At 70.5% G+C, this 14,048-nt stretch carries 12 protein-coding genes; 6 read left to right on the forward strand and 6 right to left on the reverse strand.

Translation table 11 applies throughout. The features are described from left to right. Positions 1-2: 2 nt before the first annotated feature. The 3 genes from OG607_RS14890 to OG607_RS14900 are packed head-to-tail and all read right to left on the reverse strand — an operon-like array spanning position 3 to position 3,542. Entirely contained in the window at positions 3-1,016 is a 1,014-nt protein-coding gene (locus OG607_RS14890; RefSeq protein WP_405736774.1) for an AAA family ATPase, read from the reverse strand. 25 nt (positions 1,017-1,041) lie between these two features. Further along, positions 1,042-3,153, reverse strand: coding sequence for a trypsin-like peptidase domain-containing protein (locus OG607_RS14895; RefSeq protein WP_405723401.1), 2,112 nt, complete (start codon positions 3,151-3,153; stop codon positions 1,042-1,044). A gap of 32 nt (positions 3,154-3,185) precedes the next feature. Continuing rightward, on the reverse strand, positions 3,186-3,542 hold the full coding sequence (locus OG607_RS14900) for a CU044_2847 family protein (protein WP_405723403.1): 357 nt from the start codon (positions 3,540-3,542) through the stop codon (positions 3,186-3,188). A 137-nt stretch (positions 3,543-3,679) separates the two neighbouring features. On the opposite strand from OG607_RS14900, the gene OG607_RS14905 reads away from it, so the two are divergent. From OG607_RS14905 to OG607_RS14915, 3 genes are all read left to right on the forward strand, one after another. Further along, on the forward strand, positions 3,680-3,859 hold the full coding sequence (locus tag OG607_RS14905) for a DUF6104 family protein (RefSeq protein WP_405723405.1): 180 nt from the start codon (positions 3,680-3,682) through the stop codon (positions 3,857-3,859). 98 nt (positions 3,860-3,957) lie between these two features. Next, positions 3,958-4,821, forward strand: a complete 864-nt coding sequence (locus tag OG607_RS14910; RefSeq protein WP_405723407.1) for a DUF4097 family beta strand repeat-containing protein — start codon at positions 3,958-3,960, stop codon at positions 4,819-4,821. A 1-nt stretch (position 4,822) separates the two neighbouring features. Then, on the forward strand, positions 4,823-5,710 hold the full coding sequence (locus OG607_RS14915; protein WP_405723409.1) for a helix-turn-helix transcriptional regulator: 888 nt from the start codon (positions 4,823-4,825) through the stop codon (positions 5,708-5,710). A 9-nt stretch (positions 5,711-5,719) separates the two neighbouring features. On the opposite strand, the gene OG607_RS14920 is transcribed toward OG607_RS14915, so the two are convergent. From OG607_RS14920 to OG607_RS14930, 3 genes are all read right to left on the reverse strand, one after another. Beyond that, positions 5,720-8,452: an ABC transporter substrate-binding protein gene (locus OG607_RS14920; protein WP_405723411.1), complete on the reverse strand. Its 2,733-nt coding sequence runs from the start codon at positions 8,450-8,452 to the stop codon at positions 5,720-5,722. Between the two features lie 93 nt (positions 8,453-8,545). Then, positions 8,546-9,508 (reverse strand): zinc-binding dehydrogenase, encoded by a 963-nt coding sequence (locus OG607_RS14925; protein WP_405723413.1) that lies wholly within the window; start codon positions 9,506-9,508, stop codon positions 8,546-8,548. Positions 9,509-9,595: 87 nt separating this feature from the next. Beyond that, positions 9,596-10,798: an NADP-dependent malic enzyme gene (locus OG607_RS14930; RefSeq protein ID WP_405723415.1), complete on the reverse strand. Its 1,203-nt coding sequence runs from the start codon at positions 10,796-10,798 to the stop codon at positions 9,596-9,598. 468 nt (positions 10,799-11,266) lie between these two features. Here OG607_RS14930 and OG607_RS14935 point away from each other — a divergent pair, with 468 nt between their 5' ends. The 3 genes from OG607_RS14935 to OG607_RS14945 are packed head-to-tail and all read left to right on the forward strand — an operon-like array spanning position 11,267 to position 13,970. Then, a complete protein-coding gene (locus OG607_RS14935) occupies positions 11,267-12,208 on the forward strand; it encodes an ABC transporter substrate-binding protein (RefSeq protein ID WP_405723417.1) in 942 nt (313 codons plus the stop codon). Between the two features lie 43 nt (positions 12,209-12,251). Further along, positions 12,252-13,190, forward strand: a complete 939-nt coding sequence (locus OG607_RS14940; protein ID WP_405723419.1) for an amino acid ABC transporter permease — start codon at positions 12,252-12,254, stop codon at positions 13,188-13,190. A 6-nt stretch (positions 13,191-13,196) separates the two neighbouring features. Then, the gene (locus OG607_RS14945) at positions 13,197-13,970 is read left to right on the forward strand and encodes an amino acid ABC transporter ATP-binding protein (protein WP_405723421.1); all 774 of its coding nucleotides are present in this window, start codon (positions 13,197-13,199) and stop codon (positions 13,968-13,970) included. Positions 13,971-14,048: the final 78 nt, after the last annotated feature.

Consider the following 14,048-nt stretch of genomic DNA (forward strand, 5'->3'; position numbering starts at 1 on the left):
GGTCACCGGTTGCGGTCGAGCCGCTGGATGAGGAGGTCGGCGAGGCGCTCCTTGCTCGGGGCGCCGGAGAAGCGGGTCAGGTAGATGGCGTTCAACAGCTGGTCTGCGGCGATGAGTTCGGTGCGCGAGCGGGCGAAGAACTGCTCGATGAGGTCCCCGCCGAGCTGGGCCGCCTCCTCGCCGAGGTGCGCCTTGACCATGGTGGCGAGCCGGTCGGTGTCGGGCTGCGCGAGCTCCAGGTGGATGCAGCGGCGCAGCAGCGGGGCGGGGAAGTCCCGCTCGCCGTTGCTGGTGAGCACCACGAAGGGAAAGGCGTGGCAGCGAATCCGCCCGCCGCGGATGGTGACCTTGGCCCCGTCGTCGGTGAGGACCTCCACCTCGGGCTCGCGGTCGGCGACCCGTTCCAGCTCGGGGATGCCGAACTCGCCTTCCTCCAGGACGTTGAGCAGGTCGTTGGGCAGGTCGATGTCGCTCTTGTCCAGCTCGTCGATCAACAGCACCCGTGGCCTGGCGGTCGGCAGCAGGGCGGTACCCAGGGGGCCCAGCCGGACGTAGCTCCCGATGCCCGGCGCGCTGTCGCCGGTGCCCTCGCCGCCGGCGGCACCGGCTGCGATCTGGACGTCCTGGAGCCGTCCGATGGCGTCGTAGCGGTACAGCCCGTCCTGCAGGACGGTACGGCTGACGATGGGCCATCGCAGTACCCGGCCCAGCTTCAGTTCGTGGGCCACCGCATGCGCGAGAGTGCTCTTGCCGGTGCCGGGATTGCCGGTGATCAACAGCGGGCGGCGCAGATAGAGCGCGGCGTTGATCACCTCCAGTTCCTCCGCACCGGGGCGGTGCAGCTCGGCAAGGTCGCGGTATGCGCCAAGGCGCCGGGTGGAGGCATGGTCGATCTGCGGTCCCGGTTCGAGGAGCGGTGCTCCGTCGAAGTCGCGCCAGGGCGGCGCCTTGGGCAGGGCGTCGATGCGGTCGTGGGGCTCGCCGGTCCCCCGGTAGATGAGCCACTCAGTCACGATATGCGTCTCCTGACTGTCAGACGTGCTAGGGGTGGTCGACGTCCGGGGTCTTCAACGGCTGACCTGGGAAGGGTTCCCACAGCGGGTCGTCGTACACCAGCGCAAGCCCGGACGACCAATCCGCCGCGTGGTCGTTGCCGCGTGTCCTCGCGCGCAGCGCCAGCACCCTTGCGGGCAGCTCTTCCCCCCGTACGGCCGACCCCAGGGCGCCGCGAACGCCCGAGTGGAACCTCGCGCAGTCCCGCTCCCGGGTGACGGGTCTGCGCAGGACGATGACGCCGTACCCGCACTCCTCGACCCTGCGGAGTACGCTCCGGGTCGGCTCCACCGCGATGTGACGGCACATCACAGGTACGGCACCGGGCGGCCGTCCGTTCAGCCACGCGTGGTCCGCGTTCCAATTCGGGTGGCCTTCCACGCAGTCGACGTCCAGCGCCTGCATCGGTCCTGCCTGGACTCCACGCCAGCGCCGCAGGCGGTCGGGGTCGAGTGCGGGCCCGTCCTTGGGCCCGTCCTCCCCCGCCTCCTCGGCGGGGCGCAGGAAGCGCAGTACCACCTCGCGCCGCACCCCGAGCGGGGTGCCGTCGACGGCCGGCCATTCGTCCACCGCGAGGTCGAACAGTTCCGGTGGGGCGACGACTTCCAGGCGTGCCTCACGGCCCGTGCCGTCACATTCCCGGAACGCGTCCTCCAGCGGCTCACGCAGGTGGTCCTCCAGACCCGCCCTGCGGACAGCGGAACCGTCGTGGAAGGGCAGGACCTGCCCGTGGCTGCTCATCAGCACGACCCGCCAGTCATACTGGTCGTCGACCCACGGTGTCGGGGTCAGTTCCAGCCTGACGCAGGATTGCGGCGACGTATACGGTTCCAGCGGTCCCGGGGTTCCATCGGTGGCCGGGATCCGCTGCCGGGCCTGGTCGTAGAGGTCCCTGAGGCGTCGGCGCAGGCTCCGATGGAGCACTTCGTCGCGCGCGATGCCGTCCACCCACCGCCACAGTGCCTCGGCGGCCTGCGGTTCGGCCTGCGCGTTTTCGGCGGCGGCGACCCGGGCGCAGTAGCCCAGGAAGGACTCCAGTTCGGAGGATCCGCCGGGTGGGTCGTAGAGCCTGCCCGCGCCGTCCCGCCAGTCGCGGGGGGCGGGAACCGGGGAGGGCGAGGACCAGTCGTCCTCGCGCACGGTCCGGACCAGGTCGGACACCGTGCCCGGCCGGGGCGACGGGATCCGCGTCAGCAGAGCCAGCATCTCGGCGCGCCGGGCCGGATTCAGCTGGCCGATATCCGTACTGACCAGCAGAGCCTGGGCGTCTATCCAGGTGATGCGACCGTCAGCAGGGTCCGAGTGGCGCTCATGGTGGTACCGGTCGTGCGCCCGTAACACCTCGACGTAGAGGTCCATGGCAGTCCCCTCTGCCTCGGTCGCGGGCATGGGCAGACGGCGCAGCTGACTGACGGCCACAGCGAGACCACCATCCTGGTCGCGCCTGCGGGCCTTGACCACCCCTATGACCTCGCCTCTCAGCAGATCCACAACCGGGCCGCCGGAGACTCCTTCGGGAACCTCGTCCGTGTTGCCCAGCCGGAACAGGCCGTCCCGGCCCAGGGTGCCACTCCACACGCTGTGCCCGGAGAAGTCCTGCACCTCCCCCAGCTGTTCGGAGCAGCCGAAGTAGGCGAGCCGGTCACAGACCGCGGTCGACCGGTCGGACAGCCATACGCATGGGTGCTCCACGGGCTCCAGCAACCGGATCAGCGCGAGGTCCGGCGCCGGGGCGGGGCCCGCCGCGTCCCGGGACAGCGACTCGCGCCCGTACGACTCGGGCAGTACGCACTCGACGATGCCCGGCACGGTGACATAACCGGCGCCGTCGTTGAAGGTGATGCCAACCGTCGATCCCGTGATCCGCATGCCGGCTGCCCCTCCCCGCACCTGCGGCCGGCCGCCGTGGATCAGGACATGGGCGCAGGTGATCACCCACCCGGGCGCCACGAAGAACCCGCTGCCCCAGATCCGCGAGGGCACGTCCGCCGCCTCCCGGAGCCCTTCGGGCCCCCCGGGGACATACCCGTCCGCCACCGCGTGGATGCGTACCGTAGCCGCCGAGACGAGGGGGGCCAGGATCTCGAACGGGTCAGGCATGCGCCCTCCGTGCCGCAGGGAGGCCCCGGGGCTCACACCGCACCCCCGTCCTCCTCGGGGCTGCGTTTCCACGCGAGGGTGACGTTGATGGCCGCCTTGCCCTCCGCCTCGGCCAGCAGCCCGACCACCTTCCCCGGCCTGGCCGCCAGCTCTATGCCGAACGAAACGCTCACCTCGTCCGGCCGCGCGACCTGCCGCACGGCGCCGAACACCGATCGCGTCACGCCGAGGACCAGGTCATGGAGCCCCTCGACGCGCGCGGCAACCTGTTCGGACAGCCCCGTGTCGCTGTACGCCCCCCGGCGCTCGCCGAGTTGGTCTGCGCCGGCGACATGCGCCCATACGACCGTCCCGTCCGGCAGTTGGATCTGCGTGACCTCCCCGGCCATCCCCCACACCCCCCGTAGTCGAGACGATCAGGCTAGCGCCGCGTCAAGGTCGCCGACAGGGACAAAGGCAAGGCCAGGCGCGCAATATCCTGGCCGCATACGCACAACCGTCCCTGATTCATGATCCGGAGCACCCCTTGTACTTCACCGACCGCGGCATCGAGGAGCTGGAGAGCCGGCGTGGCGAGGAGGAGGTCACCTTCGAGTGGCTCGCCGCCCGTCTGCAGGAGTTCGTGGACCTCAATCCCGAGTTCGAGATCCCGGTGGAGCGGCTGGCGACCTGGCTGGCCCGGCTGGACGACGAGGACGACGAGTAGGGCGCGCAGCCGCTTGACTTCCCCTGTACGCGATATATCGTGTCTATCGAGAGACGCGATATGTTGCGTTGTCGTCGGCACACCCCAGGAGGGGCGAAATGAGCGGCACGTCGGAATGGTCCGTCGCCGAGCCTGACAAGCTGGTCTTCGAGGGCGACGTCGACACACTGCACGTACGCATCGTCAACGGCGCCGTGAACGTGGTCGGTGTGGACGAGGGGCCGGCGCGGCTGGAGGTCAGCGAGCTGGAGGGGCCGCCGCTCGTGGTGAGCCACAAGGGCGGGACGCTGACCGTGACGTACGAGGATCTGCCGTGGAAGGGCCTGTTCAAGTGGCTCGACCGCAAGGGCTGGCGGCGGCACGCCGTGGTGTCGCTGGCAGTGCCGCAGCGTACGCGGGTGTCGGTGGGCGTGGTCGGGGCGAGCGCGGTGATCTCGGGGATCGCGGACCGTACGCAGGTGCGGGGAGTGAACGGGGAGATCGCACTGGTGGGGCTGACCGGCCCGACGACTGCCGAGACGGTCAACGGGAGCGTGGAGGCGCAGGCGGTGTCGGGCGACCTGAAGGTCAACACCGTCTCCGGGGACCTGACGGTGATCGAGGGCAGCGGGGCGGCCGTCAAGGCCGACTCGGTGAGCGGCAACATGGTGCTGGACCTGGACCCGCTCGGCGGTGCCGACGTACGGCTCACCACGGTCTCCGGCGAGATCGCGATCCGCATTCCGGAGCCGGGCGACGCGGAGGTGGAGGCCAACACCACGAGCGGCTCGGTGAGTTGCGCCTTCGACGAGCTACGGGTTTCCGGCCAGTGGGGGGCCAAACGGATCACCGGGCGGATCGGTGACGGTGGGGCGCGGCTGCGGGCGACCACGGTCTCCGGGGCGATCGCGCTGCTGCGCAGGCCGCCCATCGAGGATTTCGACAACGCGGAACCCCGCGATCCCTTCCGGAAGGACAGCTGACATGCCCCCCGTCTTCGCCCACGGCCGGCTGCGGCTCTACCTGCTCAAGCTGCTCGACGAGGCCCCCCGCCACGGCTACGAGGTCATCCGCCTCCTGGAGGAGCGCTTCCAGGGCCTGTACGCGCCCTCCGCCGGCACCGTCTACCCGCGACTGGCCAAGCTGGAGCAGGAGGGCCTGGTCACCCACTCCAGCGAGGGCGGCCGCAAGGTCTACTCGATCACCGATGCCGGCCGCGCCGAACTCGCCTCCCGCGCGGGCGAGATCGACGACCTGGAGAACGAGATCCGCGAGTCCGTCTCCACCCTCGCCGCCGAGATCCGCGAGGACGTCCGCGGCGCCGCCGGCGACCTGCGGCGCGAGGTCCGCGCCGCCGCCCAGCAGGCCCGTACGAAGCCCGACGCCGACTTCGACTTCCGGAAGCTGAAGGAGGAGAGCCGCCGCGCCAAGGAAGACGCCCGCAACGCCCGCCGTCAGGCCAAGGAGGCCCAGGACTTCGCCCGGGACGAGGTGCAGCGCATCGCCCGCCAGGTCCAGGACGAGGTCCAGGAGCACGTCCGGCGCGGCGACTGGCAGGGCGGCCTCAGAGAAGGCCTCGCCGAACTCAGCCGTGAGCTCGGCCAGTTCGGCCGCACCACCCCCTGGCCCGGCTACGTCAAGCCCGACTCCGCCACCCCCGACACCCCCGACTGGGCCGCCGACGACTCCCCCGTCAGCGACGACCCCGCCCGCGACCTCGAACGCCTCCTCGACCGCTTCCGCGACGACATCCGCGACGCCGCCCGCGACCACGGCGTCACCGCGGACCAGCTCCGCGAGGCGCGGCGCCATCTGTCGACGGCGGCGGCCCACATCGGCGTCGTGCTGCGCGGAGGCAAGCCCAAGTCCTGACCACCCGGCCTACCCGGCCGGGCAGTCGTAGCCCCCCGCGCCCCACTTCACCCGCACATCCGACGCCGTCACCGCCCCGCAGAACAGCACCGTCTCCGCCGCCCCCTTGGGCGAACCCCGCAGCACGCCCACCAGCTTGTCCGCCGTCAGCCGGCGGCCGCCGGTCACACCCCGGGAGTCGATGCGCCCGGTGGCGCCGTTGAAGCCGCCACCGCCGAGCCCCTGGTAGAGCACCGCCTGGACCAGGGCCCGGTCCAGGCGTCCGTCGCTGCGCCCGGTGCCGACCCAGGCCTCGTCGATCGCCTCGGAGAGGTACCGCAGGGCGTCCCAGGCCAGCGCGGGGTGCGGGTCCAGGCGCATGGAGTCCTTGCCGTAGGTGTCGCCGTACGCCTCCAGGTAGGAGCGGGCGCCCTCGCCCGTCACCTCGGCGGCGTTGCCGTGCGAGATGTAGTACAGGCTCAGCCGGTCGAAGGCGGACCACGGACTGGAGCCGGTGAGCAGGGCGTTGGTGACGTCGTCGCCGCCCAGGACGCTCAGTTCGGGGCAGTTGTCGGACTTCTTCCGGTACTCCTCAAGGAAGTTGACGAACTGGCTGGCCCGCCCGGTCCACACCACCGCCGTGGGCGTCGCGCCACTGCCGACGGCCGCGCACACCCGCTCGGCCAGATCCCCGAGGGTGGCGTACGACTGCCCGGCCAGGGCGTCCGAGACCGGTTTCCCGTCGGACGGCACGAGGAGCGCCTCGGCCGAGCCGCCCGAGGCCGTGTAGTCCGCCTGGAACGAGCGGGCCAGCCCGTTGCTGTACGGATCGGTGCGGTCGGCGACCAGCTCGACGCGGGCGGCCCGTACGGGCTTGCCGTCCGGCTGCGGCACCATCGCGGCGTGCTCCACGAAGGAGGCCATGACCTGCGCGGCCCGGCTGTCGACCGGCGCCGTCTGGTAGTAGTGCAGGCCCTGGTCCAGCAGGGCGTCCGCCGTGCCGGAGGTGCCCAGCATGGGGATGCCGGCGGCGTCCAGCTTGCGTATCGCGCGGTACGTGGCGAGGCGGCTCTGCCCGAAGCCGACGACCCCGACGATCGAGGAGTCGCGCTCGGCCCGCCGGATGATGCTGTCGGCCACCTTCGGCGCGTGCTCGAAGAGGTGCCCGGCATTGGCGACCAGCACGTACAGCGGCACGCGGTCGCCCTCGCCCTTCAGCGCCAGCTCGTTCACGTACTTCTGCGCCAGCGCGACGCCGCGCAGCTCCGGCAGGGTCCCGCCGCGCACCGGGTCCTCGTCTCCCTCGCCGCCGCTGAAGGGGCCGAGGTAGACCACCGTACGGAAATGCGGCCGCCCGGCGGCCAGGTCTGCCGTCGCCTCGCTGACCTGCTTGTTCTGCCGGTTGATCTGGTCCAGTACGGCGCCTATCCGCTTCTCGCCCTTGGCGTACCGCGCCTTCCCGGCGGCAAAGCCGACGCACTCCCCGCCCTCGTCCTCCAGGAAGGTCGCCCCGGCGCAGCTGTTCTTCGCGGCCTGCACCCACGGCAGCCCCTGCAGCAGCCCCGCCGCCACCGCGAGCGCGACCAGCGCCGCCACCGCGGCCCCGGCCACCTCGGTGCGCGGTCCCCAGCGGCGTGACGGCGCCACCAGGGTCGGGAACCGGCCGATCCAGTACGCCGCCTGCTCGTCGTCCTCCGGCCCCTCCCGGACCGGCACCACGATGCCGGTCGGCTGTCCCGCCCGCATGCCCTGCCGCTCCACCAGAGTCAGCTCGGCGCCCGCGTGCGCCAGGTCCGCCGCCACGATGTCCGGGATCCGGGAGGCCAGTGAGCGTACGCCCGCCGCCACCGCGATCACGGAGGTGCACCGCAGGTCCTCCACGGCCGAGCGCAGCTCCCGCAGGAACCGCTGCACGCGCGAGTCCGAGGCCCCCGCCTCCTCGAACAACAGCACGAAGCGCGTCGACCGGCGCCTGCGCCACGGATTCGCGCGTCTGCGCCGCACCGCCCCGTCCAGGTCCGCCAGCAGCGCGTGCATCAGCACCCGGTCCAGCCGCTCCGGATCGCTCCCCTCGCCGCCGGGTACGTGATCCAGCGCCGACCGGAAGAAGTCCTTCGGCGGCGTCCCGTGCTGCAGCCGCGCCCACTCCGCGTACCAGCGGCGATTGCGCCCCCGGCCCAGCATCCGGCGCGAGGCCCCGATCCCGAACAGCCAGCGCGGCAGCGACTGGAACAGCGGGCCCGCGACCAGATTCCACACCGTCTCGATCAGCGTCCCGCCACTGGCCTGGTCCCGCCCGCCCAGCCACCACAGCGTGTCCGCCGCCTTCGACCAGCGGCGGTGCTCGGCATAGCAGTGGTTGCGCAGCTCCGAATGGCGGTGCTCCACCGGGCCGTCGATGGCCGTCGCCGTCACCACCGCGTGCAGCAGCCGGTAGCCGGGGAGCCGCAACTGCCCCGTGCCCGCCGGCATCGACTCCGCCAGCTGCATCGCGATCTGCTCGAACAGCTCCAACGCCGGCGGTTCCGCCGACTGCGGCGACTGAGCCGGTACGTACGCGTGCGACGCCAGCACCTCGCTGCGGCCCCGCAGCCGCCCCCGCAGCCCCCGTACGATCCGCCGACCTGCCTGCCCTCCGGCGTCCTCCGTCAGCAGCACCACCGGCACCCTGCTGCGGCTACGCCTCGGCTGCGCCACCAGCTTGTCGAACGCCTCCACGAAGCGCTCGACCCCGGCGTAGGCCGGTATGTCCCCCGTTGCCATGTGCGGTTCCCCCACCTCTTTCTGCGCCCCTCGCGGGCGGGTTCTCCCCCACCCCGCCCCTTCCCGAAACGCACCCCGGATGACGTCAGTTGGTCACATCGTCAGCACGACCTTGCCGAACAACTCGCCGCCGGCGATCCGCTCGAAACCTTCGCGCGCCCGCGCGAGCGGCAGCACGGAGTCGATCACCGGCCGCACCCCCGTCGCGGCGCAGAAGCTCAGCAGATCCTCCAGCTCGTCCTTCGTGCCCATCGTGGAGCCGACGACCCGCAGTTCGAGGAAGAAGATCCGGTTCAGCTCGGCCGACTTCGGGCTCGGCCCGGACGTGGCGCCGCTGATGACGAGCGTGCCGCCCGGCCGCAGCGACTTGACCGAGTGCGACCACGTGGCCGCGCCGACCGTCTCGATCACCGCGTCGACCCGGTGCGGCAGCCGCGCGCCGGGCTCGAAGGCGCCCTCGGCGCCCAGCTCGAGAGCCCGCTCCCGCTTGGCCGCGTCCCGGCTGGTGGCGAAGATCCGCAGGCCGGCCGCCTTCCCGAGGACGATCGCGGCCGTGGCGACGCCGCCGCCCGCGCCCTGGACGAGGACGGAGTCCCCGGGCCGTACGGCGGCGTTCGTGAAGAGCATCCGGTACGCCGTCAGCCAGGCGGTCGGCAGGCAGGCCGCCTCCTCGAAGGAAAGCTCCTTCGGCTTGCGCAGAACGTTCCAGCTCGGCACGGACACCTTCTCGGCGAACGTCCCCTGGTAGCGCTCGGTGAGGATCGACCGGGGCTCGTCCGGCCCGACGCCGTGCCCGGTCTGGCCGATGACGGAATGCAGTACGACCTCGTTGCCGTCCTCGTCGACACCCGCCGCGTCGCAGCCCAGGATCATCGGGAGGCTCTTCTCGCCGAGCCCGACTCCCCGCAGCGACCACAGGTCGTGATGGTTGAGCGAGGCGGCCCTGACGCGGACGGTCGTCCAGCCTGGCCGGGCCTCCGGCTCAGGGCGCTCCCCGAGCTCAAGGCCGTTCAGCGGCTGGTCGGGGTCGATGCGGGCGGCGTAGGCAGCGAACATGACCTTGAACGTAGCGGCGCGGGGCGGGGCCGGTGAAGGCCCCGCCCCGCGAAGCGACGTACGTCACCCGAAACCGGAGCACTCGGCTCAGCGGCGCGCGACGCCCTCGGCCCGGGCGGCCGCGGCCACCGCCGCCGTGACGGCCGGGGCGACCCGCGCGTCGAAGGGCGAGGGGATGACGCGGTCCGCCGACAGCTCGCCGTCGACCACCGCGGCCAGCGCCTCGGCCGCCGCGATCTTCATGCCCTCGGTGATCCGAGAGGCCCGCACCTGGAGGGCGCCGGCGAAGATGCCCGGGAAGGCCAGCACGTTGTTGATCTGGTTGGGGAAATCGCTGCGCCCGGTGGCGACCACGGCCGCGTACTTGTGCGCGACATCCGGGTGGATCTCCGGCGTCGGGTTCGCCATCGCGAAGATGAAGGCGCCCTTGGCCATGCCGGCCACGGCCTCCTCCGGCACCGTGCCGCCGGAGACGCCGATGAAGACGTCGGCGCCGTTCAGCGCCTCCTCCAGGGAGCCGGTGAGGCCGGCCCGGTTCGTATACGAAGCGAGCTCGCGCTTGGCGGAGTTCAGGTCGTCGCGGCCCGCGTGGACCACGCCCTTGCGGTCGGTGACGGCGACGTCGCCGATGCCGGCCTCGACGAGGATCTTGGCGATCGCGACTCCGGCCGCACCCGCGCCCGAGATGACGGCACGCAGGCTGCCCATGGCCCGCCCGGTCAGCCGCGCCGAGTTCCGGAGCGCGGCCAGGGTCACGACGGCGGTGCCGTGCTGGTCGTCGTGGAAGACCGGGATGTCGAGGCGCTCGATGAGCTTGCGCTCGATCTCGAAGCAGCGCGGCGCCGAGATGTCCTCAAGATTCACTCCACCGAAGGACGGGGCGAGCCGCACCACGGTCTCGACGATCTCGTCCACATCGGTGGTCGCGAGCGCGATCGGAACCGCGTCGACCCCGCCGAACTGCTTGAAGAGGATCGCCTTGCCCTCCATCACCGGGAGCGAGGCCTCCGGCCCGATGTCGCCGAGCCCGAGCACCGCGGTGCCGTCGGTGACGACCGCCACCACGTTCGACTTCCACGTGTAGTCGTTGACGAGCTCCGGCTCTTCGGCGATCGCGGTGCAGACCCTGGCCACGCCCGGCGTGTAGGCGAGCGACAGGTCGTCGGCGTCGCGCACCGGAACGGTGGCGGCCACCTCCATCTTGCCGCCGCGGTGCAGGGCGAACACCGGGTCGACGGGGCTTTCAGGCCCGTCGCTGTCAGTGCGAGGATTGACAATCTCCGCTGCCACTTTTGACCCCTTTGTCTGAAATTTCTACGAGGGTACTACCCCCTACGACAGGAGATAGCTGGGCTCGGCAAGCGCGACCTCAGGCACATGTGTGGTCCTGGAGCGCGCTACGCCAGGCGTGCCGCACGCACGCCCTGGGCCCCGGATGAGGGGTAAGGGTCTGTTCTACCGGAAGACCGATTCCGCTGACGAGTCGCATTCACGACGGCACATATCGAATAAATCGTCCGAATAGCGGGACAACCGACGTGATACACGTAACTTGTCAGCACGGCCCCATCGCGGTCCGGCCCTGGTGTACCGGCCTGATGGGAGCCCGGGGATCGCCCGTTATGCGATTTTGACACAACCGGTCGCCTAAGACCTCATGTCCGGATGGCAAGATGCCTGAGATCACACGGGCTCGCTATCCCCGAACGCGTGTGCCGGACAAACCGGGTACTCCCCCACTCCGCAGGAGGAACCAGCATGACCGCCAGCACCATCCGTCGCCCCGCCGCCGCAACGCGCCTCACCGCGGTCGGAGCCATCGCGGTCGCAGGTGCCCTGCTGCTCACCGGATGCGGTGACCAGACCGACAAGAGCGCGTCGTCCGGCAGCGCCAGCGCCGCTCCGCTGAGCGACAAGCTGCCCGCGGACATCAAGAGCGCGGGCGTCATCAAGGTCGGCTCCGACATCGCGTACCCGCCGATGGAGTACAAGGACAGCAGCGGCAAGACGGTCGGCGTCGACGTCGACCTCGCCAATGCCCTGGGCAAGCAGCTGGGCGTGACCTTCCAGTTCAACAACGGCACCTTCGACACCCTCATCACAGGCATGCGGGCCGGCCGTTACGACGTCGCGATCTCCTCGATGTCGGACACCAAGAACCGGCAGAACGGCATCGACGCGGACAGCGGCAAGAAGGTCGGCGAGGGCGTCGACTTCGTCGACTACTTCACCGCCGGTGTCGGGATCATCGTGAAGAAGGGCAACCCGGAGAACATCTCCACGCTCGCCGACCTGTGCGGAAAAATCGTTTCCGTACAGCGCGGCTCGGTCGCCCACGACCTGCTCAAGGCCCAGAAGTGCACCGGCGGCAAGAAGATCACCATCGAGGCCTTCGACACCACTCTTGAGGCCCAGACCCGGCTGAAGGCCGGCGGCACCGTCGCCGACGTCGACGACTACCCCGTGGCCGCCTACGCCGCGAAGACCACCGACGGCGGCAACGCCTTCGAGTCGGTCGGCGACCAGATCGAGGCGGGCCCGTACGGCATCGCCGTCGGCAAGACCGACACCAAGCTGCGGGACGCCATCCAGGCCGCCGTCACGGCGATCATCAAGGACGGCACGTACGCGACGATCCTCAAGAAGTGGGGCGTCGAGGCCGGCTCGCTCACCGAGGCCAAGATCAACGGCGGCTCCTGATCCACGGCTGACGGTCTACTGAAGGTCTAGAGGCTCACTTCTCATGTCCGAACGCAACGACAAGGCCCCGGCCGGCGGCGACAAGCCCCCGGCCGGGACCCTCGTCGCTCCCGAGGCCATCAAGGCCATCCCCGTCCGGCACTACGGCCGCTGGGTCGCCGCCGTGGTCGTCCTGGCGCTGGTGGCCCTGCTGGTCAACGCCTTCGCCGGGGCCAACGTCAACTACGACGCGATCCCGGACTTCTTCTTCAACTCCAGCATCCTCACCGGCGTCAAGAACACCATCGTGATCAGCGTCACCGCCATGGCGGTCGGCGCGATCCTGGGCATCGTCCTCGCCGTGATGCGCCTGTCGAAGAACCCGGTCACCGCCTGGATCGCCTGGGCCTACGTCTGGTTCTTCCGGGGCACCCCGGTCTACGTCCAGCTGCTGGTCTGGTTCAACCTGTCCATCGTGTTCCCGGTCATCAACCTCGGGTTCTACAAGGACGAGATGACGCAGTTCATGACCCCGTTCATGGCCGCGCTCCTCGGCCTGGGGCTGAACGAGGCCGCGTACATGTCCGAGATCGTCCGGGCCGGCCTGCAGTCCGTGGACGAGGGCCAGACGGAGGCCTCGCACGCGCTGGGCATGACCCAGGGCCAGACCCTGCGCCGGGTGGTGCTGCCGCAGGCGATGCGGGTGATCGTGCCGCCGACCGGCAACGAGTTCATCAACATGCTCAAGACCTCGTCGCTGGTCGTCGCCGTCCAGTACCCCGAGCTGCTGCGCAACTCCCAGGACATCTCGCAGACCTCCGGCGCCACCGTGGAGATGCTGTTCCTGGCCGCCTGCTGGTACCTGGTCCTCACCAGCGTCTTCAGCGTCGGCCAGTACTACCTGGAGCGCTACTACGCCCGTGGCACCTCGCGTCAGCTGGCACCGACGCCGTTCCAGAAGATCAAGTCGAACATGACCTCCCTCTCGAACTGGCGGCGGTGACCACCCATGACCGTGACCAACCACCCCATGGTCAAGGCCGAGGGCGTCCACAAGTCCTTCGGCCTGGCCCACATCCTCAAGGGCATCGACCTGGAGGTCGCCCCGCGTGAGGTGTTCTGCCTGATCGGCCCGTCCGGCTCCGGCAAGTCCACGTTCCTGCGGTGCATCAACCACCTGGAGAAGATCAACGCGGGCAAGCTGTCGGTCGACGGCGAGCTGGTCGGCTACCGGCAGAAGGGCGACAAGCTCTACGAGCTCAAGGACAGCGAAGTCGCCCTGAAGCGCCGGGACATCGGCATGGTCTTCCAGCGTTTCAACCTCTTCCCGCACATGACGGCCCTCGAAAACGTCATGGAGGCCCCCGTCAAGGTCAAGAAGGAGACCAAGGCGGTGGCCCGCGAGCGGGCCGTGGCCCTCCTGGACCGCGTGGGCCTGGCCGACAAGGCGGGCAACTACCCGTCCCAGCTCTCCGGCGGCCAGCAGCAGCGGGTGGCCATCGCCCGCGCCCTGGCCATGCAGCCCAAGCTGATGCTCTTCGACGAGCCCACCTCGGCGCTAGACCCCGAGCTGGTCGGCGACGTCCTGGACGTCATGCGCGGGCTGGCCGAGGACGGCATGACGATGATCGTCGTCACGCACGAGATGGGCTTCGCGAGGGAGGTCGGCGACGCGCTGGTCTTCATGGACGACGGCGTGGTCGTCGAGTCCGGCCACCCGCGCGATGTGCTGACGAATCCGCAGCACGACCGTACGAAGGCCTTCCTGTCGAAGGTCCTCTAGGGCAGACGGGCAAGCGGACAGGTAAGGGGCGGCCTCCATGGGAGGCCGCCCCTTACATCTTTCGTCCTAAGCCCTGTG

The sequence above is a fragment of the Streptomyces sp. NBC_01537 genome (assembly GCF_045040445.1).
Classification (GTDB): Bacteria; Actinomycetota; Actinomycetes; order Streptomycetales; family Streptomycetaceae; genus Actinacidiphila.